Origin of the sequence: Neisseria sp. P0006.S004 (genome assembly GCF_051963015.1) — a bacterium.
In the GTDB taxonomy this organism is placed as follows: Bacteria; Pseudomonadota; Gammaproteobacteria; order Burkholderiales; family Neisseriaceae; genus Neisseria.
This window is the reverse complement of sequence record NZ_JBQCUS010000005.1, coordinates 79977-105168: the sequence shown is the minus strand read 5'-3', so window position 1 is coordinate 105168 and position 25192 is coordinate 79977. Positions and strand designations below refer to the sequence as shown.

Annotated in this window: 26 protein-coding genes; 12 read left to right on the top strand and 14 right to left on the bottom strand. The window is 50.8% G+C overall.

Features of this window, described 5'->3' with window-relative positions:
* Positions 1-31: 31 nt before the first annotated feature.
* Positions 32-727: an N-acetylmuramate alpha-1-phosphate uridylyltransferase MurU gene (gene murU, locus ACTHR2_RS08380; RefSeq protein ID WP_263338428.1), complete on the top strand. Its 696-nt coding sequence runs from the start codon at positions 32-34 to the stop codon at positions 725-727.
* Positions 728-819: 92 nt separating this feature from the next.
* On the opposite strand, the gene rarD is transcribed toward murU, so the two are convergent.
* The 5 genes from rarD to ACTHR2_RS08355 form a co-directional block, all read right to left on the bottom strand.
* Complete coding sequence (gene rarD / locus ACTHR2_RS08375) at positions 820-1722, bottom strand: EamA family transporter RarD (protein ID WP_440375606.1); 903 nt, start codon at positions 1720-1722, stop codon at positions 820-822.
* Between the two features lie 176 nt (positions 1723-1898).
* Positions 1899-2969, bottom strand: coding sequence for a tRNA (adenosine(37)-N6)-threonylcarbamoyltransferase complex transferase subunit TsaD (gene tsaD / locus ACTHR2_RS08370; RefSeq protein ID WP_440375605.1), 1071 nt, complete (start codon positions 2967-2969; stop codon positions 1899-1901).
* Positions 2970-3068: 99 nt separating this feature from the next.
* Positions 3069-4256, bottom strand: a complete 1188-nt coding sequence (gene ccsB / locus ACTHR2_RS08365) for a c-type cytochrome biogenesis protein CcsB (RefSeq protein WP_440375604.1) — start codon at positions 4254-4256, stop codon at positions 3069-3071.
* On the bottom strand, positions 4249-6201 hold the full coding sequence (locus ACTHR2_RS08360) for a cytochrome c biogenesis protein ResB (RefSeq protein WP_371459876.1): 1953 nt from the start codon (positions 6199-6201) through the stop codon (positions 4249-4251). Before ACTHR2_RS08360 ends, ccsB begins: the two co-directional genes overlap by 8 nt.
* A gap of 268 nt (positions 6202-6469) precedes the next feature.
* Positions 6470-7093: a c-type cytochrome gene (locus ACTHR2_RS08355; protein ID WP_003684518.1), complete on the bottom strand. Its 624-nt coding sequence runs from the start codon at positions 7091-7093 to the stop codon at positions 6470-6472.
* Between the two features lie 214 nt (positions 7094-7307).
* Between ACTHR2_RS08355 and yihA the strand changes: the two genes are divergently transcribed.
* A complete protein-coding gene (gene yihA, locus ACTHR2_RS08350) occupies positions 7308-7949 on the top strand; it encodes a ribosome biogenesis GTP-binding protein YihA/YsxC (RefSeq protein WP_003749033.1) in 642 nt (213 codons plus the stop codon).
* A gap of 344 nt (positions 7950-8293) precedes the next feature.
* Positions 8294-8755, top strand: coding sequence for a PepSY domain-containing protein (locus tag ACTHR2_RS08345; protein WP_440375603.1), 462 nt, complete (start codon positions 8294-8296; stop codon positions 8753-8755).
* Between the two features lie 100 nt (positions 8756-8855).
* On the opposite strand, the gene ACTHR2_RS08340 is transcribed toward ACTHR2_RS08345, so the two are convergent.
* On the bottom strand, positions 8856-9074 hold the full coding sequence (locus ACTHR2_RS08340) for a hypothetical protein (protein ID WP_070503978.1): 219 nt from the start codon (positions 9072-9074) through the stop codon (positions 8856-8858).
* Complete coding sequence (locus ACTHR2_RS08335; RefSeq protein ID WP_002221492.1) at positions 9052-9285, bottom strand: RNA-binding S4 domain-containing protein; 234 nt, start codon at positions 9283-9285, stop codon at positions 9052-9054. The genes ACTHR2_RS08340 and ACTHR2_RS08335 overlap by 23 nt, the downstream gene beginning before the upstream one ends.
* A gap of 165 nt (positions 9286-9450) precedes the next feature.
* Between ACTHR2_RS08335 and dnaE the strand changes: the two genes are divergently transcribed.
* Complete coding sequence (dnaE, locus tag ACTHR2_RS08330) at positions 9451-12885, top strand: DNA polymerase III subunit alpha (RefSeq protein ID WP_440375602.1); 3435 nt, start codon at positions 9451-9453, stop codon at positions 12883-12885.
* A gap of 127 nt (positions 12886-13012) precedes the next feature.
* Here the strand turns inward: dnaE and ACTHR2_RS08325 are convergent, their stop codons facing one another.
* Complete coding sequence (locus ACTHR2_RS08325; RefSeq protein ID WP_263338464.1) at positions 13013-13369, bottom strand: hypothetical protein; 357 nt, start codon at positions 13367-13369, stop codon at positions 13013-13015.
* A 109-nt stretch (positions 13370-13478) separates the two neighbouring features.
* Positions 13479-13814 (bottom strand): hypothetical protein, encoded by a 336-nt coding sequence (locus tag ACTHR2_RS08320; RefSeq protein ID WP_263338478.1) that lies wholly within the window; start codon positions 13812-13814, stop codon positions 13479-13481.
* Between the two features lie 288 nt (positions 13815-14102).
* Here ACTHR2_RS08320 and ACTHR2_RS08315 point away from each other — a divergent pair, with 288 nt between their 5' ends.
* The 4 genes from ACTHR2_RS08315 to ACTHR2_RS08300 all read left to right on the top strand — a co-directional run bounded on the left by ACTHR2_RS08315 (position 14103) and on the right by ACTHR2_RS08300 (position 18574).
* A complete protein-coding gene (locus ACTHR2_RS08315) occupies positions 14103-14597 on the top strand; it encodes a restriction endonuclease (RefSeq protein WP_263338481.1) in 495 nt (164 codons plus the stop codon).
* Positions 14598-14618: 21 nt separating this feature from the next.
* Positions 14619-15482, top strand: a complete 864-nt coding sequence (locus ACTHR2_RS08310; protein ID WP_263338484.1) for a mechanosensitive ion channel family protein — start codon at positions 14619-14621, stop codon at positions 15480-15482.
* Between the two features lie 67 nt (positions 15483-15549).
* Entirely contained in the window at positions 15550-16416 is an 867-nt protein-coding gene (locus ACTHR2_RS08305) for a hypothetical protein (protein WP_263338488.1), read from the top strand.
* A 121-nt stretch (positions 16417-16537) separates the two neighbouring features.
* The gene (locus tag ACTHR2_RS08300) at positions 16538-18574 is read left to right on the top strand and encodes a M3 family metallopeptidase (protein ID WP_263338491.1); all 2037 of its coding nucleotides are present in this window, start codon (positions 16538-16540) and stop codon (positions 18572-18574) included.
* Between the two features lie 190 nt (positions 18575-18764).
* Here ACTHR2_RS08300 and ACTHR2_RS08295 read toward each other — a convergent pair whose 3' ends face one another.
* Complete coding sequence (locus tag ACTHR2_RS08295) at positions 18765-19028, bottom strand: hypothetical protein (RefSeq protein WP_036492715.1); 264 nt, start codon at positions 19026-19028, stop codon at positions 18765-18767.
* 234 nt (positions 19029-19262) lie between these two features.
* Here ACTHR2_RS08295 and ACTHR2_RS08290 point away from each other — a divergent pair, with 234 nt between their 5' ends.
* Positions 19263-19682 (top strand): CopD family protein, encoded by a 420-nt coding sequence (locus tag ACTHR2_RS08290; protein WP_263338496.1) that lies wholly within the window; start codon positions 19263-19265, stop codon positions 19680-19682.
* Between the two features lie 38 nt (positions 19683-19720).
* On the top strand, positions 19721-20191 hold the full coding sequence (locus ACTHR2_RS08285) for a CYTH domain-containing protein (RefSeq protein ID WP_049344300.1): 471 nt from the start codon (positions 19721-19723) through the stop codon (positions 20189-20191).
* A gap of 157 nt (positions 20192-20348) precedes the next feature.
* Here ACTHR2_RS08285 and ubiG read toward each other — a convergent pair whose 3' ends face one another.
* From ubiG to ACTHR2_RS08265, 4 genes are all read right to left on the bottom strand, one after another.
* The gene (ubiG, locus tag ACTHR2_RS08280; RefSeq protein ID WP_070584652.1) at positions 20349-21062 is read right to left on the bottom strand and encodes a bifunctional 2-polyprenyl-6-hydroxyphenol methylase/3-demethylubiquinol 3-O-methyltransferase UbiG; all 714 of its coding nucleotides are present in this window, start codon (positions 21060-21062) and stop codon (positions 20349-20351) included.
* Positions 21063-21224: 162 nt separating this feature from the next.
* Positions 21225-21758, bottom strand: a complete 534-nt coding sequence (locus ACTHR2_RS08275; protein WP_263338500.1) for a c-type cytochrome — start codon at positions 21756-21758, stop codon at positions 21225-21227.
* Positions 21759-22226: 468 nt separating this feature from the next.
* The gene (locus tag ACTHR2_RS08270; RefSeq protein WP_107724004.1) at positions 22227-22499 is read right to left on the bottom strand and encodes a GIY-YIG nuclease family protein; all 273 of its coding nucleotides are present in this window, start codon (positions 22497-22499) and stop codon (positions 22227-22229) included.
* Positions 22496-23386, bottom strand: coding sequence for a LysR family transcriptional regulator (locus ACTHR2_RS08265; protein ID WP_263338506.1), 891 nt, complete (start codon positions 23384-23386; stop codon positions 22496-22498). The genes ACTHR2_RS08270 and ACTHR2_RS08265 overlap by 4 nt, the downstream gene beginning before the upstream one ends.
* Positions 23387-23505: 119 nt before the next feature.
* Between ACTHR2_RS08265 and ACTHR2_RS08260 the strand changes: the two genes are divergently transcribed.
* Both ACTHR2_RS08260 and ACTHR2_RS08255 read left to right on the top strand, forming a co-directional pair.
* The gene (locus ACTHR2_RS08260) at positions 23506-24162 is read left to right on the top strand and encodes an NAD(P)-dependent oxidoreductase (RefSeq protein WP_263338509.1); all 657 of its coding nucleotides are present in this window, start codon (positions 23506-23508) and stop codon (positions 24160-24162) included.
* Positions 24163-24594: 432 nt separating this feature from the next.
* Positions 24595-25134, top strand: coding sequence for a DUF924 family protein (locus ACTHR2_RS08255; RefSeq protein WP_004520918.1), 540 nt, complete (start codon positions 24595-24597; stop codon positions 25132-25134).
* Positions 25135-25192 lie beyond the last annotated feature (58 nt).

The following is a 25192-nucleotide window of genomic DNA, read 5'->3' as shown; positions in this document are numbered from 1 at the left end:
CTTTTCTGTTTCACACATTATAGGCACACCCATGAAAGCAATGATATTGGCCGCCGGTCGCGGCGAACGCATGCGCCCGCTGACCGACCACACGCCCAAACCCTTACTCAAAGTAGCAGGCACGCCGCTTATCGGCTGGCACTTGCGCCGCCTGCAGCAGGCCGGTTTTACTGAAATCGTCATCAACCATGCCTGGCTTGGCCAGCAAATCGAAGACACCTTGAAAGACGGTTCAGCCTACGGCGTGCGCATTGCCTACTCTCCAGAGCGCGCCGGAGGCCTGGAAACTGCCGGAGGCATTGCCACCGCCCTGCCGCTTTTGGGCAACGAGCCGTTTTTGGTCGTCAATGGCGACGTGTTGACCAACATTGATTTCCAAGCTGCACGATTGGCTGCCCAGCATATGCAGGAACACAACCTTCTCGCCCATTTGTGGCTGGTGGACAATCCGCCACACCATCCCGAAGGAGATTTCGGCCTGCTTTCAGACGGCCTGGTATCCGCCTCATCAAAAGACGGTCAAGCCCTGACTTTCAGCGGCGTGGGCGTTTATCATCCCGCACTTTTCAAAGATACTCCTGCGCACCAAGCTGCCAAACTTGCCCCTCTATTGCGTCAAGCCATGAGCCAAAGCCAAATCAGCGGCGAACACCACACCGGCCTTTGGTTGGACGTCGGCACCGTCGAACGCCTGCAAGAAGCCGACCGTATCGCCCAAAGCTGGTAAACAAAAGGGGCGTATCCGATACGTCCTTTTTAATATTCAAGGCCGTCTGAAAATATTGGTCAACCCATTTTTCAGACGGCCTCAATCTATCATCAAGCTTTAGCCAATTTCTTTTCTTTCTTCATTCCCAACAAGCCATTGACAATCATCACGCACAATCCCGACCAAATCAGGCCATAGCCGATCAATGCGCCTTTTTGCACCGGCTCGCCCAGCCATATAATCGACACAATAAAAAGCAATACAGGCTCCAAATAGCTCAACATGCTGAACACTGCCACCGGCAGCAATTGATTCGCCTTCAAATTCAAATGCATGGATATTGCACTATTAAAACCCAGCAACACAATAAAAAAGATTAAAACCGGTTTGGCCGCAATCATCGCCGGCGTATCCGTTGCCAGCAAAATATACGCCAACGCAAACGGCGTAATCATCAACAAATCAAAGGTCAGCCCGATTAAGGAAGGCACGCCCAGCTTGCGGCGCAGCAGATAATAAAACGGATAAGTACCGAACACCCATACAGTCGTCCACGAAAATGCACCCGACCGTACCAATTCACATGCCACGCCTGCACACGCCAAGATTACCGCCACCCTCTGCAACCGGTTCAAACGCTCTTTAAACCAAATCCGTCCGCCCAGCATCATTGCCAAAGGAAACAGGAAATAACCCATGGCAATGTTTACCCCTTCCCCATTGACCGGCCCCCAGACAAACAGCCACAACTGGCTGGCAAATATCGGCGTCGGCAATACAATCAGCAGCCATCGTTTCCAATCCCGGCCGACGCCATAAGCAAAACGCATTGCCGCCTGCCAACCGTTGACCATCGTCATCAGCACGCACAAAGCCGACAGCATGGCGACCATGCGCCAGGCAAACACCTCCGTCCCCGTCATCGGCCGCATCCACATACCGTACAGAAACAGCATGGAAAACAACAAATTGGACGCTATCGCAGCCAGCAAGCCTTTGGATAAATTCGTCATTTCAGACGGCCTTTTGCAATCAATCAAAGTTAATATTGTAGAAAAAACGGATGAAAAAATTACTCATCTTTTTGAATGAAGTTTTACCGCAAACATCCGTTTCATTAAAGGCCGTCTGAAAACCATGTTTTCAGGTTTTCAGACGGCCTTTCATTGCATCGAAGCAGTCTAATGCATCAACCCTGCTTCACAATATCCGACAGCGGCCAGCGCGGCTTGACATTGAATGCGCCGACAGCCTGACGCTCAGCAAGACGCATCGCGCCGGCAAAGGCAATCATTGCACCGTTGTCAGTACAGTATGCCATCGGCGGGAAATAAACATTGATTTTTTCTTCCTGCGGCTTTGGTTTGCCCTTTTCAGACGGTATTTTGACAGTTAAGCGCGAAAATTCATCACGCAGCTTCCAGTTTGCACCCACGCCGCCGGCAACCACCAAAGTTCTGAAGCCGGTATCCAACAACGCTTTTTTGGCTTTGGCCGCCAACACGTCAACCACCGCATCTTGGAAAGCGCGGCAAATGTCGTTACGTGTCTGCTCGGGAATTTCATCGTTGCCGGTTTCGGCGCGGACTTTTTCGACAGCGGTCAAAACGGCTGTTTTCAAACCGGAAAAGCTCATCTGCAAATCGTGCGAATGGAGCATGGGGCGTGGGAACGTGAAGGCATCAGGCGTGCCGAGTTTGGCCAGCTCGGATAATTTTGCGCCGCCGGGATAAGGCAAACCCAACAGCTTGGCCGTTTTGTCAAACGCCTCGCCTGCCGCATCATCCACGCTTTCACCCAACAAGGTGTAATCGCCGATACCGCGTACAGCCATAAATTGCGTATGTCCGCCCGACACCAGCAATGCGACAAATGGAAATTCAGGCTTGTCGTCTGCCAACAAAGGCGAGAGCAAATGGCCTTCAAGATGGTGAACGGGGATAACGGGCTTGCCGATGGCAAATGCCAACGCATTGGCAAAGCCTGAACCGGCCAGCAATGCACCGCCCAAACCTGGGCCTTGCGTAAAGGCAACCGCATCGATGTCGGCATAGCCTACGCCTGCTTCCTTCAAGCAACCTTGCGTCAACGGCACGACACGGCGGATATGGTCGCGGCTGGCCAATTCGGGGACAACGCCGCCGTATTCGGCGTGCATCGCCATTTGTGTGTGCAAATGATGCGCCAACAGGCCGCGCTCAGTATCGTAGAGCGCAACGCCGGTTTCGTCGCAAGATGATTCAATTCCTAATACCAACATGGTTTGAGGCCGTCTGAAAAAATGATTAAAAACGATTCAGACGGCGTTTTCTCCGAAAACGGAAAAAGGCCGTCTGAAATAAAGTGCGGAATAAGCGGTTTACAAAGTGCCGTAAGAATGCAGGCCGCTCAAGAACATATTCACGCCGATAAAGGCAAAGGCGGTAATGACCAGACCGATGACCGCCCACCAAGCCAACACTTTGCCGCGCCAGCCTGCCACCAGCCGCAAATGCAACCAGACCGCGTAATTCAGCCAAACGATGAATGCCCAAGTTTCTTTCGGGTCCCAGCTCCAATAGCGGCCCCACGCATCGGCTGCCCACAATGCGCCGAGAATAGTGGCAATCGTGAAGAACAAGAAACCGACGGCAATCGCTTTGTACATGACTTCTTCAATGACTTGCGAGTGCGGCAGCCATGATTTTTTGCCTGCATCTTCTTTTATGAGTGCCAACAGTTCGGCAATACCCAGCATGGCGGCGATACAGAATGCGCCGTAGCCGATAAAGTTGGCCGGAACGTGGATTTTCATCCACCAAGACTGCAAAGCAGGAATCAGCGGCTGAATGGCATGCGCCTCGCGTGAAACGCTGTACCACAAGACAAATCCGACCACAATCGCCATAAAGCTGAAGACAAAGCCACCCAGTTTTTGTACGGCAAAACGGCCTTCGTAATAGAGATACATCAGCGCCGTAATGACCAAGAACAAGATGAATACTTCGTAAAGGTTGGAAACCGGAATATGGCCGGCATCGGGACGCAGCAGATAGCTTTCATGCCAGCGCACCAGCAAACCGACAAAGCCCGCCATCGCGGAGACCCACGCAAACACGGTACCCATGCCCAAAAGCGTATTGGACGGCACATTTTTGCGCACCGCCGCTATCGCGCCGACGATATAAGCAAACAAGGCAAAGAACACAAACGCGCATTGCCACATAATCGCCGACTGGCTGCTTAACAGGTATTTGAGCAGGAAGCCGTCTGCGTGTTTGATGTCGCCGCCATACAAATCAACGGCCAAATACGCCAAGCACACGCCCAAAGGGATAAACCAGCGCATCGGTTTGAAAAACCAACCCAGAAAAACGGCAATACCGGCACTCGCCCACAAAATCACCATTTCGTAGATGTCCATGTGCAGATCGGCTTGGGTTTGGGCAATAAACGCACCGATGGCAATCAGCAGTGCGAATGCCCAGTCGAAGAGGTTGAGGTTTCGGATAAATGATTTGTGTGTCAGAAGCTCATGCTCGGGCAAGGCCTGATGTTTGTTATTCATGGTTCAAATCCTTGGCAAGCTGCTGCAATTGCCGTGTGTGTTGCGGAAATTCTTTCTGCAAGTCGCGTTCGTTGCGGCTGGAAGACATGGCAAAACGGATACGGCCGTCTGAAAACAGCAGCCAAGCACGTTTTTCACGGATATAGAACATAAACACCGTGCCCAACACCAGCAATACCGAACCCAAATACACCAAGAATTCCCCCGGAGAACGGGTCATCTGCAATCCGGAAGAGCGCACTTCAGAATAGCCGTCCAATTGCAGCAACATCGGCGCAGGATACTCGGTCAAACCGGTGTACGCGTCCATTGCATGCAGCAGGAAGCGGTTGCGCTTTTCGTCTTGCGGCCAAGCCGGCAGGTTGTATGTACTGATCGTGTCTTCCAAAGCGGCATTCATCACGCCATAGAGCATCTCGTAGAAATAGCCCTGCATTTTTTCCTGCTGATCTTTGGGAATGTTGGTGGTAACAAATTCGTCCAAAGCCAAATATCCGCCTTTGGCAAAAATCGACAAGGTGTTTTCCGCCGCCGCCATGAATTGCTCACGGATCTCGGCAGGCGCGCCTTTAACAGCATTGGCAACGGTTTTACGGCGTGCCGCATCGTCTTTCAGATATTGGCGCAAAGCCATAAAGGTGTCGATTTGGCCGTTTTTATCCATCGGAATGCGCAACCAGCGGTATTGCTGCGCCAAGCCGCTGCGTGTGCCGGTAATGAAGAAATAGTCTTCGTCTTGTTTTACCGGCAACATATAGTTTTTATATTCGACCGCCTGCCCTGCTTTGTCGCGGATGCGGTAAACGATAGACGGGCCGATATTGGTGTATTTTTTGCCTTCTTGACGGACGGAGCGAACATCATTGATGGCGGATTTCAGGTTTTGCTCTTTTTCAGACGGCTCGCTCATGTCTTCGACGTTCATCGAAGTAAACTGGTCAAATTCCAGCTTATAAGAAGCCTTGCCCAAATCCAGCGGAAACTCGCGCATGGAAGTTGCTTTGAGTTTAACCGGAGTACGGTCGGCATCAGCCAGATTCCACGCTTTAAACGTCAAGTCCGAGCCGCCGTCGGCGAAACTTGCCTGATAAACCGTAATACCGTGCAGCGTCAAAGGATGGTTGACGCGGATGGTGTGTTCGCTGACTTTGCCGGTCGCCTTGTCCGTGACTTCCAAGTCGCTGGCGAAATCGCGCGGCATACCGGTATCGTAAAAATCAATATGGAATTTCTTCAATTTGACCGAAAACGGCAAGTCTTGCACGAGCATGCCGTTATCCGCATTCAGAAATACCACGTCCGCGCTCTGACCTTCCGAAATATTGACATTGCCCCTAAACGACAAATTAGACGTACCCAACACGCTTTCGGGCTTAAAGTCTTTGGCGTAAACCGCCGTATTGTCCGGCACGACCCGGCCGGTAAGCATACCGATTTTCAGCAGAATATTGCTGTCTATCAAACCGCCCAAACAAATCACAATCAGCGCGGCATGGGCAAAGATATAGCCCCATTTGTTCATCGCACCTTTTTTCGCCGCCACCAAAACCGAACCGTCTTCACGCGTAACGGTTTTACAGCCGTAGCCCTGCACTTCCAAATACCGTTGTGCGACTTCGGGCGTCACCTGTCCGTCTAAAACGATGGAATGGCGCATTGCCGCCAGCGATTTTTCCTTCGCGTTTTCACGGAAGGAACGAATCTCGCGCAAAAACGGCGGAACATTGCGAATCAAGCACAATCCGGTGGAAACCACCAAAAACATCATGATGACAACGAACCACGCCGAGGCGTACACGTCGTACAGACCCAAAAAGCCGAAAATCTGCGACCAAAACGGGCCGAATTTCACCAAATAATCGACTTGTGGCTGATTTTGTTGCAAGACCGTACCGATAATCGAAGCCACGCCCAACAGGCTGAGCAGGGCGACGGCAAAACGCATGGAGCTGAAAAAGGCAAACCATGGTCTACGGATAAGTGGGACGGATGATGAAGATTTACTCATGTCTCAAATGTCGGCTTGGGGCAACCCGATCCGATGGAACGGACTGCAATGACGTGTGATGCGAAAGGAAGAATACTGCATATTGTAGTAAAAATCTTGCTGTCGCTATTTGAAAAAAACAATCAGGCTTATCGACCTATATTGGCTAAGGCCGTCTGAAGGGTTTTCAGACGGCCTGTATCAATAAGCTCGTTTCAAAACGAAATTAGTGCAAACCTTGGATGAAGTTGGCTACTGCGTTCAACTCTTCTTCACTCAGACGGTTGGCAATATCGGCCATGATGGCGTTTTTGCGTTGGCCGGATTGGTAAGCTTTCATTTGCTCGACAACGTAAGCTTTATGTTGGCCGCCCAGACGAGGATAGGCTTGGATTTCAGTACCGCCGCCAGGGATACCTGCGCCGCTAGGACCGTGGCAAGACATACATGCCGGCAGTTTTTTAGCGCTCAGGCCGCCGCGATAGATTTTCGCACCCAGCTCAGGGTTTTCTTTAGGATTGGCTTCGCCCGGTTTGCCTTGTTGTTTGGCGTAGTAGGCGGCAGCGTCGCGAATGTCTTGTTCGGACAAGTTCATCACCATCGGTTTCATCACGCCGGCAGCACCGTGCGTACGGGTACCGTCTTTGATGGCCATGGTTTGACCGTAGGTGTAGGCCGCGGCCTGACCTGCCAGTTTAGGATAAGTTGCGATACCGCTGTTACCATCGGCTGCGTGACACGCCGCACAGATAGTAGTCGCTACCTGTTTGCCTTTTTCAGCATCTGCTTTAGGGGCAGCGGAAACCGCACCGGCAGCCAATACCAAGGCCAATAAAGTCAATCGTTTCATGGAGTGCTCCTGATTACAGCATTGCGTACCGCGTCAATGCTTTTTTATACTCAAATACCGGGGAATTTTCCCGATTAAAACCGATAATTCTATAAACGTGCTATTCTATACCAAGTTTACATTAAATTACTACTCAAATTACCAAACTGCTGCAACATAAATGCCCGATACAAATTATGATGTTGCAGTTTTGTTTCCATGTAAGGAAATACTGATGAACCTTTTTCAAAACGCCAAATTCTTTACGACGGTCAACCATCTGAAAGACCTGCCCGACACGCCGGCCGAGATTGCCTTTGTCGGCCGAAGCAATGCCGGCAAATCCAGCGCCATCAATACCTTAACCAATCATGTGCGCCTTGCCTATGTTTCCAAAACACCGGGCCGCACCCAACACATCAATTTCTTTGAGCTGGAAAACGGCAATTTCATGGTCGACTTGCCCGGCTACGGCTACGCGCAAGTACCGGAGGCCATCCGTGCGCACTGGGTCAAACTCTTGGGCGACTACCTGCAACAACGCCGCCAACTGATCGGCCTGATTCTGATTATGGACTCGCGCCATCCGCTCAAGGCTTTAGACATTCAAATGCTGGACTTTTTCCACATTACCGGCCGTCCTGTGCATATCCTGCTGTCAAAAGCAGACAAGCTGTCTAAAAACGACCAGATTAAAACTTTGGCAGCGGTAAAAAAATCACTCAAACCCTATACCGACCGCCAAAAAATCAGCGTTCAACTGTTCTCCAGCCTGAAAAAGCAAGGTATGGACGAAGTCAATCAAGTGGTCGGCTCATGGTTTGACGCGCATCGCGAAGAAATCGAGAATTTTGCAGGAGAAACATCGCCTGAATGATTGTAAAACAAGGAGGAATAAGATAAGTTGACCAACCGCAAATCTTATTCCGTCATTTGGTTTCTCAACATCGCGTTTACCATTTAATTCGGGGCATGTCTCACACATGCCTTTTTTTTCATCACGCTTTTTTGTTTTCACACGCAAACCACAATCTCCACCAAATATACCATCACAATATATCAGCAAGACCGTCTGAAAGCGCGGCTTCGATCTCCATTATTATTAAAGTGTTAATTTTAGTATTGCAACCCATTACACATCTTAGCGTTTTGCTCATGTTCAGCTAATTGTTGAGGCATAGAATACATTCATCGTTCAACAACACAGTAGGAAAGAAAATCATGAAACGCATTAACGTTTTTATTTCAAAAAAACTCATCATTGCCGGTATTATTGCTTCAAGTTTGGGCGTTGCCGGTGCGGCAGGTACCATGGCTTTCAAAGAAGGTATGTTCGCAAAGGTTTCCGGCCAGCAAGCAGCCGCAGCAGCGGTAGCAGAAGTGGGCGGCGTCGTTAAAGATGTCGATTACAAATACAAACAACATTTGGGCGGCCGTTACAAAGTAGAAATCTTGAAAGACGGCGTCGAATACGAAGCTTTGGTTGATGCTCAAAACGGCAAAGTATTGGCAGTAGCACAAGATGACGATCAGGACAAACGACACTTTGGTAAACATGATAAGCATCATAAACATGACAATGCCGAGCCCTCTTCATCGCAAAATACAGATTATCAGGCTCCTGCCGATGCTGCACCTGGCACACCTGAAAATGCAACCGCTTCCGAGGTAACACAATCTTAATTTAAACTTTAAAAAAGCCAATGCCGTCTGAAACTTTCAGACGGCATTGGCTTTAATGCAGCATTGTTTGAAACACAGCTCCTATCAAGCCCAATCATTTTCAGACGGCCTTTGCACCATCTTCGCCGTCTATCCAACCTGCTTCTTTCAATTTCCTCTGTTGCGCATCATATCGGGCTTTTTCCACCCAATACATTGTCTGGATACAGGCATCGCCGCATTCGCTGCCGCAACATTCCCACGACTCAGGACGGACGGGTTCGTCTAAAAGCGGTTCGCCCAAGATGGCTTCGGCTTTATTCTTCAGGGTCGTATCCATCGGCAATTTCCAAGCGTGCGCCGTCAAATTCAATCACTTCGCCGCCACGTATTTTGGCGGTTTTACGGGTTTCGGTTTCGCCGTTGCGCAACACCAGCCCTTCGGCGATAAATGCTTTTGCCTGTCCGCCGCTTTCGGCAAGGCCGGCCAGTTTCAACAGGTCGCACAAAGCGATGTATTCATTGTCTTCAAGATAGACTGTTGCTTCCATCATTTAATCCTTTCCAATAATGGCGATATTTTAACATGGCCGTCTGAAAGAAAGCCCCCTTCTGTTTTATTTGCTTTATCCAACCTCATTACATTTGGTTTTCAGACGGCCTTTCGCTGCCAACCCTGCTACAATACGCCTTTTATTGTTCACGCCGATTTTGCCATGACCGAGCCGACCTACATCCCCCTGCGCCTGCATACCGAATTCTCGATTACCGACGGTATGGTGCGGATTAAAAAACTGATTGCCAAAGCGCAGGAATACGGTTTGCCTGCTTTGGGCATCAGCGATTTGATGAACGAATTCGGCTTGGTGAAATTCTATAAAGCCTGCCGCGGCGCAGGAATTAAGCCCATCGGCGCGGCGGACGTGTGGATAGGCAATCCGAATGCGCCCGACAAGCCGTTCCGCGCCATGCTGATTATCCGCAACGATGCGGGCTATCTGCGCTTAAGCGAGCTTTTGACGGAGGCTTATGTCGGCAAAGACCGCAATATCCATCATGCGGAACTCAATCCCGAATGGCTGAACAACGGCGACAACAGCGGCTTGATTTGTTTGAGCGGCGCGCATTACGGCGAAGTGGGTGTGAATCTGTTGAACGGCAATGAAGACGCGGCACGTGCGGCGGCGTTGAAATATGCGGCGTGGTTTCCCGATGCGTTTTATTTAGAGCTGCAACGCTTGCCAGAACGCCCTGAATGGGAGGCTTGCGTTTCCGGCAGCGTGAAGCTGGCAGAGGAACTGGGTTTGCCGGTGGTAGCGACGCATCCGACACAGTTTATGAGCCGCGACGATTTCAACGCACACGAGGCGCGGGTGTGTATCGCAGGCGGCTGGGTACTGACAGACAAAAAACGTCCGCGCGATTTCACGCCGAGCCAGTTTTTCATTCCGCCGGAAACGATGGCCGAACGTTTCTCCGATTTGCCTGAAGCCTTGGAAAACACGGTGGAAATCACCAAACGCTGTAATCTGCACATCACATTGGGCAAAAACTTCCTACCGCTCTTCCCTACCCCAGACGGCCTGTCGCTGGACGATTATTTGGTGAAGCTGTCCAACGAGGGTTTGCAGGAACGCATGGTTCAGCTTTATCCCGACGAGGCAGAGCGTGCGGCAAAAATGCCGGAATATCAGGAACGGCTGGATTTTGAGTTGAACATCATCATCCAGATGAAATTCCCCGGCTATTTCCTTATCGTACAAGACTTTATCAACTGGGCGAAAACGCATGGCTGTCCGGTAGGGCCGGGCCGTGGTTCGGGCGCAGGCTCATTGGTGGCGTATTCATTGAAGATTACCGACCTCGACCCGCTCAAATACGCGCTGCTGTTCGAACGTTTCTTAAACCCTGAACGCGTCTCCATGCCTGACTTTGACGTGGACTTCTGTCAGGCAAACCGCGGCCGCGTGATTGAATATGTGCGCGAGAAATACGGCGCGGATGCGGTAAGCCAGATTGTTACCTTCGGCACGATGTCGTCCAAAGCGGTGATTCGCGACGTCGGACGCGTGCTGGAACTGCCGTTTATGCTGTGCGACAAACTGTCCAAGCTGATTCCGTTGGAAGCCAACAAACCCCTGAGTTTGGAAAAAGCCATGGAGGCCGAGCCGCAGATTCAGGAATTAATCGAAGCGGAAGAAGCGGACGAACTGATTACGCTGGCGAAAAAGCTGGAAGATTTGACGCGCGGTTTGGGTATGCACGCAGGCGGCGTGTTGATTGCGCCAGGTAAGATTTCCGATTACAGCCCCGTGTATCAGGCGGACGAATCCGCATCGCCCGTATCCATGTACGACAAGGGTGACGTAGAAGATGTGGGCTTGGTGAAATTCGACTTTTTGGGTCTGCGCAACTTGACCATTATCGAAATGGCGCAGAACAACATCAAAAACACCACCGGCAACATCGTCGATGTCGGCAAGATTCCGCTTGACGACCAAGCCGCCTACCAAATCTTCCGCGATGCAAACACCACCGCCGTGTTCCAATTCGAGTCGACCGGCATGAAGAAAATGCTGAAAACGGCGCACACCACCAAGTTTGAAGAACTCATCGCCTTCGTATCGCTCTACCGTCCCGGCCCGATGGACAACATTCCCGACTTCGTCGCGCGTATGAAGGGACAGGAATTCCAATACATCCACCCGCTGCTTGAAGGCATCCTCGCGCCGACCTACGGCATTATGGTGTATCAGGAACAAGTGATGCAGGCGGCGCAGATTATCGGCGGCTACTCGCTCGGCGGCGCGGACTTGCTGCGTCGCGCCATGGGTAAGAAAAAACCCGAAGAAATGGTGAAACACCGCGAAATCTTCGCCGAAGGTGCGGAAAAACAAGGTATTTCGCGCGAAAAATCCGACGAAATCTTCAACTACATGGAAAAATTCGCCGGCTATGGTTTCAACAAATCCCACGCCGCCGCCTACGCCCTGATTTCCTACCAGACCGCATGGCTCAAAGCCCACTATCCCGCCGAATTTATGGCGGCAACCATGTCGTCTGAATTGGATAATACCGACCAGCTCAAGCATTTCTACGACGACTGCCGCGCCAACGGCATCGAGTTCCTGCCGCCCGACATCAACGAATCCGACTACCGCTTCACGCCGTATCCGAACATGAAAATCCGCTACGCACTCGGCGCGATTAAAGGCACGGGCGAAGCCGCCGTCGAATCCATCATCGCCGCACGGCAAAGCGGCGGCAAGTTTACCGGCCTCTTGGACTTCTGCGAGCGCGTTGGCAAAGAACACATGAACCGCCGCACCCTCGAAGCCCTGATACGCGGCGGCGCGTTCGACAGCATCGAACCCAACCGCGCCATGCTCTTGGCGAACATCGACCTCGCCATGAACAACGCCGACCAAAAAGCCGCCAACGCCAATCAGGGCGGGCTTTTCGACATGATGGAAGACGCCATCGAACCGGTGCAGCTCATCGATGCGCCCATGTGGAGCGAATCGGAAAAACTTGCCGAAGAAAAAACCGTCATCGGCTTTTACCTGTCCGGTCACCCGTTCGGCCCGTATGCCCAAGAAGTCCGCCAAATCGCCCCGACCAAATTAGGCCGTCTGAAACCGCAAGACAGCGTACGCCTCGCCGGATTCGTGACCGCCGTGCGCACCATGATGGGCAAGCGCGGCAAAATCGCCTTCGTCAGTCTCGAAGATTTGAGCGGGCAGATTGAAATCATGGTCAGCGGCCACACGCTGGAAAACTGCGCCGACTACCTCAAATCCGACCAAGTGCTGATTATCGAATCCAAAGTCAGCCGCGACGACTACGGTGGAGGCGACGGGCTGCGCATCATGGCAAACCAAGTCATGACCCTGCAAATGGCGCGCGAACGCTACGCCCGCAGCCTCAGCCTCGCCCTCGCCCCCGGCCACGACATCACGCGCCTCGCCACCATCCTCACCGCCCACCGCCTGCCCGACACGTCGCACATTCCGCTGCAACTGTCGTACAGCAACGGCAAAGCATCAGGCAAATTGAAAATTGCGCCAAAATGGATGGTAACGCCAAGCACCGCCTTGTTTGATGAACTGGAAACATTGCTCGGCAGCAGGGCAGTTCGTGTGAATTGGTAACACTAAAGGCCGTCTGAAACTACACGTTCAGACGGCCTTTAGTTTAAAAAGCGCTTTAAAAACACAAATCAAATACGGATTCAGGCTTTCAGACGGCCTTATTGTATAGGGAGATTATCTGAAAAGTTTATTGCAAAGAGCTTTTGACCAATAGGGAAAGATAACCCACAACAAAGGGGAACGACAATGCCGAAACAATGCCAAGCACCCAGTAAATACATTGGTTCAGTACAGTTTTTGAGGCGGTAAGCCGCAACAGTTTGAAATACAGAGAGAACCAGGTGGATGACAAGGCAATAATCAGCAAAAAGCTGACTAGGGAGAAGGAACCGGAGAAAGCGTATCCCAGCATTGTCCCTATCGCGGCATAAAGCATGCCTGCGCCTAGCGCCCATTTCCAGATGGGATAAAGCCTATCGGGAAAATTCAGTGTTCCGGAGGCTTGGAGCCTGCCGAATACCAATACAAATATGATGTCAAACATAATAATGGCTGTTTTAGTGTAGGGTACGACAATATATATGAAAAGGGGGTGAAAATACCCCCCCTTTCCCTACAGATGCCCCATATCAAAGGCCGTCTGAAAAACAGTTTTATTTAACGATTTCAACTGGGCCGTGGTCGTCGCAGTGATCGCCGTGTTGGTGATGCAGACGGCCGTTGACGATGTAGTCGACATGATCGCCGTGCGGTACGGCTTCATGGCCGCAACCTTCGCCGTGAACGTGGCCGTGGCAGGTGTCAACCGGATGGCAGCCGTCAGGGTTGATTTCATTGACGCTCAGGGCATGCTCGTCGTAGTGGCCGTTGTGCTCATGGTGCAGGTGGCCGTCGTGCAGATAATCGACGTGGCCTTCGTGCTTGATGGCAGTGTGGCCGCAGTTTGCGCCGTGAACGTGGTCATGATGTTCGTGGGTTTTACAGGTCATTTTTTCTCTCCTAATGTTCAGTGAATAGCAATCTTTCGCGATTGATTTTTTATCTTATCTTTTTTTGATGCAAACGTAAAAAATTTTACAGTTATTAATATATTGTTACGATATATCATCTGTTGATATATAAGCCTATTTTATTTTTCAGACGGCCTTTCATCTATAATTCATTTATTTTCAGTGAGAACTTCAAACCCTTCCGGCAATGTAAAATATCGAATTTTTCAGCCGTAACAGGTAACATGGAAACAAAGGGATGGGTTCTTCAAACAAATAGGTACTGTAATGGGAAAACAAGCCAGACTTTATATGGTTCGCAGCACGCAAGGTGCGCTTTATGATGTATTTTTTGAACGCGGTGTGGCGGCATTGGCCTGGCCCATGCTGGCCGAAGCGGCGATCAAGGGTTTTGGCCGTGAGGAACTGACGGATATTTACCGTTCGGCCGTGCCGGATGTGAAATTGAGAACGGCGCAATCGGGTGCGGCTCAGATGTGGCGGTTTGTCAACGAGTTGGCCGATGGAGATGCCGTACTGACCTACTCGCCTGCTTTGCGCCGTTATCGGGTTGGCAGGATTACGGGCGGCGCGGTACATTGTCCGCAATGGGACGATGAAAAAATGTCGCTGGTGCGGCCGGTTGAGTGGCTGGGCGAAGTGTGCCGTGATGATTTGAGTGCGGCGGCGCAACTGGCTTTGGGCAGCGTAGCAACTTTGTTTGCGGTATCGGAAGCGTGCGCGGCAGAAATTTTTGAACGCGTGGGTTTTCAGACGGCCTAAAAAGGGAAAGGAAACAGCATTATGTGGAACACCATGCATGAATGGCTGAACGCTTTGCCTGTCAGCGAAGAAATCATCAAATCGGCATTGATGTCGGTATTGATGATTGTGGCCGTCATTGCCGGGCGCAGCATTTTGCTCTCGGCGCATTTTCGCAGCCATCCGGATTTGAGCATTGAAAACAAACGCCGCTCGCTGGTGTTCAGCCGCAACGTGACCATGTTGCTGATCCTGCTCGGGCTGGCGATGATTTGGGCGGCGCAGATTCAAACTTTGGCCTTGTCGATGTTTGCAGTGGCCGCGGCGATTGTGGTGGCAACCAAAGAGCTGATTATGTGTTTGTCCGGCAGCATCCTGCGTTCGGTAACCAAACAATATTCCATCGGCGACTACATCGAAATCAACGGTCTGCGCGGACGGGTGGTCGATATCAATATGCTGAACACGCTGATGATGCAAATCGGCCCTAATCCGTTGATCGGCCAGCTTTCCGGCAAAACGCTCTCGTTTCCCAACAGCCTGCTTTTGAGCCATACCGTGCGCCGCGACAATATTTTGGGCGATTATGTGATTCATACAGTGGAAATTCCCGTGCCGATTCATTTGGATTCAGACGAAATCATAGGCCGTCTGAAAGCCGTTCTTGAGCCGTTGTGCGAGCCTTATGTCCCTGCCATCAAGCAGCATTTGGAAAACGTGCAAACCCAAAAATTGTTTATCACGCCCGCCGCCCAGCCGCGTGTATCCCGCGTGCCACATGATGACAAGGTGTACAACATCATCGTGCGCTTCGCCTCGCCCGTAGCCAAACGCTTGGAAATCCAACAGGCGGTTTTGGACGAATTCTTGCGCACGCAATGCCGATTAATCAATAAATTAAAATAGCCAAGTTTATATATACTATCAAATCCCTTACAATACCCAAATTCACAATCAACAATAAGGAAAACTCATGTTGCCAGAATCAGCCCTTGCCGAAATGTACCCAGTCATTATGACCCCCAGCCATGACGGCAAATATTTCCACAACTACACCCTCTCACTTCTGAACATCGTCCACACCAACGCCTCGCACGGCCTGCCGCTTCAAGTGATGATGCAGCGCGGCGAAAGCCTGATTACGCGCGCGCGCAACAACTGCGTGGCCAGATTTTTGGAAAACAAAGAATGGACGCATTTATTTTGGATTGACTCCGACATCGGCTTCTCTCCCGATTCATTCTACCGCCTGCTCTTGGCCGATAAAGACGTTGTAGCCGGCGTTTATCCGCTCAAACGCGAAAACTGGCCCCAAGCAGGCCTTCCTGCCGGCACAACCCAAGCCGACTTCGAGCGCATGTACACTTCTTACACCGTCAATACCAACGACAAAAATGAAAACGGCGAAATCGTCCTGAAAGTCGATGAAGAAGGCTTTATGAAGGTTCATGACGCACCAACCGGCTTCATGGTTATCAAACGCAGCGTATTTGAAAAAATGATAGAGGCCTATCCCGAGTTGAACTACGTCTCCGACAGCGACTACAGCCCGGAAAACAAAGGCCTGCACTACCGCTTCTTCGACTGCATGGTCGATCCTGAAAGCAAACGCTACCTGTCCGAAGACTACACCTTCTGCCACCTCTGGCGTCAAATCGGCGGCGAAGTGTACGTCGACGTACAATCCAACCTGACCCACCAAGGCGCAAAAGTGTATCGCGGCTCGTTTGCCGAATCTCTGCAAACCAATGTTGCCAATGCGGTTTATGCCCCAGAAGGCACCACTATGCGCCTCGAGCTGGCCGCACCATTGCACGCCAATCCGCGCGGCGCAGAATAAGATTGGTTGATAGATAGGCGGAACACTTTAATTCTGCCTGTCTGCCACCATATAACGCCTATCGTTTTCTTTTCAGACGGCCACAAGGCCGTCTGAATCCATCTTATTCAGGAGAAACCATATGAGCGACAACGTCCTGCTCCACTTGGGCGAAGAACCCCGTTTCGATCAAATCAAAACCGAAGACATCAAACCCGCCCTGCAAACCGCCATTGCCGAAGCGCGCGAACAAATCGCCGCCATCAAAGCGCAAACGCACACCGACTGGGTCAACACTGTCGAAAAACTGACCGACATTACCGAACGCGTCGGCCGCATTTGGAGCGTGGTTTCCCATCTCAACTCCGTGGTCGATACGCCCGAATTGCGTGCCGTATACAACGAATTGATGCCCAAAATCACCATTTTCTTCACCGAAATCGGTCAAGACATCGAGTTGTACAACCGCTTCAAAATCATCAAAAATTCTGCCGAATTCGACACCCTCTCCCAAGCGCAACAAACCAAGCTCAACCACGACTTGCGCGACTTCGTCCTCAGCGGTGCCGAATTGCCGCCCGAACAACAGGCAGAACTGGCGCAACTGCAAACCGAAGGCGCGCAACTGGGTGCCAAATTCGCACAAAACATCCAAGACGCGACCGATGCTTTCGGCATTTACTTTGACGATGCCGCGCCGCTTGCCGGCATCCCCGAAGACTCCATCGCTATGTTTGCTGCCGCCGCGCAAAGCGAAGGCAAAACAGGCTACAAAATCGGCCTGCAGATTCCGCACTACCTCGCCGTTATCCAATACGCCGACAACCGCGAACTGCGCGAACAAATCTACCGCGCCTACGTTACCCGTGCCAGCGAATTGGCTGACGAAGGCAAATTCGACAACACGGCCAACGTCGAACAAACGCTCGCAAACGCGCTGAAAACCGCCAAACTGCTCGGCTTCAAAAACTACGCCGAGCTGTCTCTGGCAACCAAAATGGCGGATACGCCCGAACAGGTTTTAAACTTCCTGCACGACCTTGCCCGCCGCGCCAAACCGTTTGCCGAAAAAGACTTTGCCGAAATCAAAGCCTTTGCGCGAGAAAACCTGAATATCGAAGATCCGCAATCTTGGGATTTGAGCTACGCCGCCGAAAAACTGCGCCAAGCCAAATACGCCTTCAGCGAAACCGAAGTGAAAAAATACTTCCCTATCAGCAAAGTATTGGCAGGCCTGTTTGCCCAAATCAAAAAACTCTACGGCATCGAGTTGGCTGAAAAAACCGTTCCCGTTTGGCACAAAGACGTGCGCTATTTTGAGCTGAAACAAGACGGCCAAACCATCGGCGGCGTTTACATGGACTTGTACGCACGCGAAGGTAAACGCGGCGGCGCATGGATGGACGGCTACAAAAGCCGCCGCCGTTTCGCCGACGGTACGCTGCAACTGCCGACCGCCTACCTCGTCTGCAACTTCACCCCGCCTGTTGGCGACAAAGAAGCGCGTTTGAGCCACGACGAAATCATCACCCTCTTCCACGAAACCGGCCACGGCCTGCACCACTTGTTGACCCAAGTTGACGAAGTGGGCGTATCCGGCATCAACGGCGTCGAATGGGACGCGGTCGAGCTGCCTAGCCAATTCATGGAAAACTTCGTTTGGGAATACGACGTATTGGCGCAAATGTCCTCGCACGAAGAAACCGGCGCGGTATTGCCGAAAGAACTGTTCGACAAAATGCACGCCGCCAAAAACTTCCAACGCGGTATGTTCCTCGTCCGTCAAATGGAATTTGCCCTTTTCGACATGGAAATCTACCATCAGGAAGATGAAGGCCGTCTGAAAGAATGGCCGCAAATCTTGGACAAAGTGCGTCAAGAAGTCGCCGTGACCCAACCGCCGGCATACAACCGCTTTGCCTTGAGCTTCAACCACATCTTCGCCGGCGGCTACTCCGCAGGCTATTACAGCTACGCATGGGCGGAAGTTTTGAGTGCAGACGCTTACGCCGCTTTTGAAGAAAGCGACGACGTTGCCGAAACCGGCCGCCGCTTCTGGGAAGAAATACTGGCCGTCGGCGGTTCGCGCAGCGCAGCCGAATCCTTCAAAGCCTTCCGCGGCCGCGAACCAAGCTTGGATGCCCTGCTCCGCCACAGCGGTTTCGACAACGCAGCTTGATTTGAAAATCCGCCGTTTTAAACAGAACGGTTGCTGATTCAAAGTTAAAGGCCGTCTGAAATGTTTCAGACGGCCTTTCGGTTGGCACAATTAATGAGGAACAATAAATACGTCCAATCTCTAACAATTTTTTCGGAAGAAACTGAAGTCCGTATTTCAAACCCCAATCTCCCCCTGCCCATCGCTAAAATTAGTTTTTGCCCTTTTTATCGCCTGCTGCCAAACGCATATTGATAAATTCCATCATCAAATCTTTTTTCGTCCAGAAAAAGGTTTTCATTTTTTCCAAAGAATAGATTTTCCGAATCATCGCCGGCAATCCTGCATGAACGATGGCCGCGACTTCGCCATTGGTTGTTTCGTTGTCCATGGCGGCTTTGAGGTTTAGATTGCGCGTATTCAGGTAGTTGCTAAGCTCTTTTCTGACGCTGTTGCTGATTTCGAATTGTTTCATGTTTTCCGTCCATAATGTTTTTATAATTAAATAGCATAGAATTCTAACAAGTTTTTTGCATTGTGCATATCCCAACTTGCATATTATTGCAGAATTTACAATTTGGCTTTTGGGTAAAATCATGCCTGCAACACATTGTTGCGGCGCACCCTGTCGGATTGTTTTGACTATTTTGTTTCGGCTTGGGCCGCATTGCGGATAAAATAATGGTTTTAGGTTTTGAGGCCGTCTGAAATGTATTTGTGGTTTAAGCTGTTACACATATTTTTTGTAATTTCTTGGTTTGCGGGACTGTTTTATCTGCCGCGGATTTATGTGAATCTGGCGCAATTAGAACCCGGCAGCGTGGAATATGTACGGCTGACGGATATGTCGCGGCGGCTGTACCGCTTTATGTCGCCTTTGGGCTGGGGAACGCTGATATTTGGCGCGGCCATCGGGTTTGTAAACAATTGGTGGGGCAACGGCTGGCTGGCGGTTAAATTATTGTGCGGCCTGCTGCTCTTGGCCTACCAGCTTTATTGTGGCATGCTGCTGCGCCGTTTCCAGAACGGCAGCAATGTGTATTCGCACCGCTGGTATCGGGTATTCAACGAACTCCCCGTATTGATGATGGTGGCCGCGCTTTATATGGTGGTTTTCAAGCCGTTTTGATCTTCAGACGGCCTGTTTGGTAAATAAGGAAAGAATTCATGACGGTCGAAATCGAACGCCGCTTTTTGCTGGCGGATGACAGTTGGCGCAAAGCGGCAAGCGAGCCGCTGGTGTTGCAACAGGGCTATTTGAGCGTGGAAAAAGAGCGCACCATCCGTGTGCGGATTATCGGTTCGCAAGCATGGCTGACCCTGAAAGGCTATATTTCCGACATGACGCGCAGCGAGTTTGAATACGAAATCCCGCTGGCTCACGCGCAAGCGATGATGGCGGATATGTGCCCGTTTAAAATGGAAAAATACCGCTATCGGGTCGAATTTGAAGGCTTTGTGTATGAAATCGACGAATATTTCGGCGACAATGCACCATTGATTGTGGCGGAAATCGAATTGCCGTCTGAAGATACCGAGTTTCCCAAACCGTCTTGGCTGGGCAAGGAAATCACGGCAGACGGTAAATTCACCAATGCGTATTTGAGCAAACATCCGTATTCGTCTTGGACGGAATAAGGGTGATAACCTCTCTGCACATACAAAAAAGGCATGTATCGAACATGCCTTTTTTCTTTTCAGACGGCCTGATTTACCTTACCGATATTTGTATCAAGCTGCTTTCGACATACCGTTTCAAATATCGGGCAAGCCAGTGTGCTTTATCCGTTGAACCTTATGCCGGACGGCAGGCAACCATATAATTGACCTCGGTCGAGTCGCACAAGGAATAACGGCCGCTCAACAAATTGTAGGTCATGCCCTTGCTGCCGACGGTATCCAATCCGGCTTGGCGGCACATACGAGCGAGTTCTGCCGGCGTGATAAATTTTTTCCAGTCGTGCGTGCCTTTGGGGACGAATTTCAACAGATATTCTGCGCCGACAATCAGATGCAGATAAGATTTGGGATTGCGGTTGATGGTGGAGAAAAACACCATGCCGTCGGGTTTGACCAGTTTCGCGCAAGCTTGAACGATGGCGGACGGATCGGGAACGTGTTCCATCATTTCCATACACGTTACCACGTCAAAGCTGTGCGGCTGCTCGGCAGCGAGGTCTTCGACGCGGATGCAGCGGTAATCGATATTGGCAACGTGTTGAGCGGCCGCATGGGCAGCGGCGGTTTGCAGGGATTTTTCCGCCATATCGATGCCGGTAACGTGTTCTGCGCCGCGTTTGGCCATGCTTTCTGACAAAATACCGCCACCGCAGCCTACATCCAACACACGTTTGCCTGCCAATCCGGCATAGCCGTCGATATAGTCGAGGCGCAAGGGGTTGATGTCATGCAGGGGCTTGAATTCGCCGTTTTTATCCCACCATTTGTCGGCGATTTGGCTGAACTTGGCGATTTCGCCGGCATCTACGTTGTCGTGTTGATTGCTCATGGTTTGCTCCTGCATAAAATAATTCGCCTGATTTTAGCCGATTGTGCTTCAAAATAAAATGTTTCAGACGGCCTTTGCCTGTTTATCGGCCCTATTTCAACTTTCATCCGCCTACCCATAAAAAACGCACCTTGTTGCAAGGTGCGTTTCAATCGGTACGATTTAGAATTTAGCGCCGGATTCGTTGGCCATGTAGTCAACTGCGGCTTTCACTTCATCATCGCTCAAGCTGCCGTTGCCGCCTTTGGCAGGCATGGCTTGGAAGCCTTCGAGGGCGTGTTTGTGCAAGGTGTCTTTACCTTGTTTAATGCGAGGCGCCCAGTCTTCTTTTTTGCCTACAGCAGGGGCGCCGGGAATCAAGCCGCTGTGGCATGCTTTACAGTTCGCTTCAAAAACAGCTTTGCCGTCCACTTTGGCGGATTCGGCAGGCTTGGCTTCAGCGGCAGGCGCTTCGGCTTTCTCTTCGGGCTTGGCGGCTTCTTCAGGTTTCGCGGCTTCCTCTGCTTTGCTGGCGGCAGCTTCAACCTTATCGGCGGCTTCTTGAGCGGCAGATGCAGTCGCATCGGCAACAGAAGCGGCTTCGGTTTTAACTTCAGATGCAACGGCTTGAGCAGCCTCTTGAGTCTCCTGTTTAGCCTCTTGGGAACAAGCTGTCAAACCAGCCATCATCATTACGGCAATCAGTAATTTGTTCATGTTCTGTCTTTCGTTAGTTTTAGTTTAAATCACTGTTTTATATAAACAGCTCAAAAATTCTAGCATAGAAACTAATACTTTTGACCTACACTATAATAAATATTGGTATAAATCAGATTTTGTCACAAAAACAGGAAAAACATATTGACACCACCTCTCTACTCGGATAGAAATTTACGCCATTTGTCATGAAGCGCGATAACTTTTATTTTATTGTTCAAGCAGTTACTCATTTTATTTTCAAAGTTTCCTTTAGAATTCAAATTTTTACCGACTTCTCCATGAGTAGCGTCAACCTGAAAGCCATCCCCATCCCAAAAAGGCCGTCTGAACCCCAATCAGGTTTCAGACGGCCTTTTTGAATCATGTTAATAAACATTTGCCGCTTGGCCATGCAAAAGACACCGGCAGGCTTACCTATTTATGTGGTTATTCATATCCCGACGACAATTTAATCCATTGCCGCCATTAGTCTTTTGCCAATGTTTCAGCTTCAGCCCACAAGCCCCGTTTCTGCTCCGCCGTCAATTTCTTAATGCCGATTTCCCGTTTCAGCGCTTCACTTTTGTTCAGGCCGTCTGAAACGATGCGCATCTCGACAGGCTTGTTCAAACGCGTGTATTTCGCGCCTTTTCCTGACAAATGCGCCGCAAACCGCTCTTGCGGACGGTTGCTGATCCCGCAATAAAACGCGCCGTTTTCGCACAAAATCAGGTAAACGCTCCAATTTTCCGCGTTCATAAACCCCCTTCCTTGGCAAAACTCTCAGTAAAAATGCGCACGGCAGCCTCGGTTTTGGCAGACTGCACACGATAAGGCGTGACCAAATAAAGGCTGACCGGCGGCAATGTCCATTCAGGCAAAACCGCTTTCAGACGGCCTTGTGCGATTTTCTCCCTCACTTCGCCGCCCACTTGTAAAGACAAACCAAATCCACTTTCGGTCAGGCTACACACGGCGGCAAGATGCGTGCAGGCAATGCTGTCGGCGATGTCGAGGAAATAGCTTTCTTCACCATTTTGCAAGGTCGTACGGACAGGTAAAAAATGCAGCCAGCGGTGTGCATGAAGCTGAGAGGGATGGGTAATGGGCGGATACCGGTCGAGATAATCGGGTGCGGCGCAAATGATGTACGGCCACGTCACGAGATGGCGCGCAACCAAGTTGGGATCGTCCAAAGCCCGGTCGCCGCCGCGTATGGCGATGTCGGTCTGATTGTGTTGCAAGTCGTCCAAAGTATCGCTGAAATTGAGGACTGGGCGGATTTTGGGAAACTTGGTTTGCAATCGCGAAAAGGCCGTCTGAAAAGCGCGGGAACCAATGACGCAGGAAGTCAGGGAAATGCGCAATTCGCCGACGGGTTCGGTCTTCAGATTGTCGATAACGGTACGCGTATCGGCAAGGGTGGCGGCGAGGCGGTGGCAGTATTCGCCCAAGGCGCGGCCGGCATCGGTCGGCGCAAGGCTGCGCGTACTGCGGTTTAACAGCTTGATGCCGTGCAGGGTTTCGAGGCGGTTGATGTGCTGGCTGACGGCAGACGGCGTCATGCCCAACGCGGCAGCAGCGGCGTTCATGCTGCCATGTTCGAGGACGGTAGCGAAAACGAGCAGAGGTTTGATGTCTTGCATTTCGACTAATTATGTAGTTCAACTTCACAATAATAACAGTAAATCAGGGATTATCAAGCGTTTCAGACGGCCTTACAATGCGCTCATCTAATCAATCACATCCCTACAAGGAGTCAAATATGAAAATCGCAGTTATCGGTGCAACTGGTTATGTCGGCAACGCAGTCGTTCAAGAATTGGCAGGCCGCGGTCATGAAGTAACCGCTTTCGCTCGCAACACAGACAAAGTTTTCCAAGCGCAAAATGTTGCCGCAGTCTCCGCAGATGTCAATGCAGCCGATTTTGCCGACAAACTGGCAGGCTTTGACGCCGTGGTCAGCGCGTTCAACCCGGGCTGGACCAATCCCAACATCGGCGCGGATTTCACACGTGGCGCAAACAGCATCGTCGAAGCGGCAAAAGCAGCACAGGTGCCTTATTTGTTGGTCGTCGGCGGCGCGGGCAGCCTGTATGTGGCACCCGGTTTGCAAGTTATCGATACGCCCGACTTCCCGAAAGAAATTTTCGACGGCGCCAATGCCGCACGCCATCTCTTGGCAGAACTTCTGCCGCGCCGCGACGTGAACTGGTCTTTCGTTTCCCCTCCGGCACGACTGGGCGCAGACGGCGGTTTCAGCGAAAACCAAACCGGCAAATACCGCTTGGGCAAAGACGATTTGCTGATGGACGGTGAAATTCCGGCAGGCATCAGCGTGGCCGATTTGGCAGTCGCCATCGCCGACGATGTGGAAAACAAAGCGCATTTGTTTGAACGTTTTACCGTCGCCGCTGTTTAATCATCTTAATTTAAAGGCCGTCTGAAACTAAAAGTTTCAGACGGCCTTTGCATGCGCTCATCTCATCAATCGAATCTCAACAAGAAGTCACACATGAAAATCGCAGTGATTGGTGCAACAGCTTATGTCGGCAACGCAAGCAAAGTTTTCCAAGTGCAAAATATTGTCGTCGTCTCCACATACGAATAAAATCTGTCGGCAATTTATATCAAAATTACAAAAATATTTTGAACAAAGTGAAGGAACTGTACCAGAGTAGTAAGGAGCCCATCCTGAAAAGATGTAGATCATAAATTGCATATTGTGAGCAACAATCCGCTCCGCTACCGATCTTTTCTCACGCAAGCGCTGATGGTTAAGATGATCTGAAAGCATCTCTCTAATTTTTCAGACGACCTCAATTTTCCCTGTACTCTATTTCAAGGAGTTTTCATGACACCTCAAACTGTCTTAGATTTCTGGTTTACCGAAGAAAACCACCCTTTCCAATTTGCCCGCAACAATGGATTCGATGCCCAAATTCGCGCTCAATTTTTCGATATCTGGCAGCAGGCAGCTCGCGGCGAACTTTCACACTGGCGCGATACTCTGCAAGGCAGGCTCGCTGAAATCATTATTCTTGACCAATTCTCGCGCAATCTGTTCCGCGACAGCCCTCAAGCGTTTGCCCAAGATACTGCTGCACTCATTCTTGCCCAAGAAGCCGTTCGCCAACCCGGCTTCGCCGACCTCCTTCCGCATGAACGCCATTTCATGCTGATGCCGTTGATGCACAGCGAAAGCCAAGTTATCCATGAACAAGCCGTACCGCTGTTTGAACGCTATACCAATGAAAACGCATTGGCCTTTGAAATCAAACACAAAGTCATCATCGACCACTTCGGACGCTATCCGCACCGTAACGCCGTATTGGGGCGTAAAACCACGGAAGAAGAAGCAGAATTTCTGAAGCAGGAAGGTTCATCATTTTAATTCCATCAAAGTCAAAGGCCGTCTGAAACCGAAATCAAGGTTTTCAGACGGCCTGCAT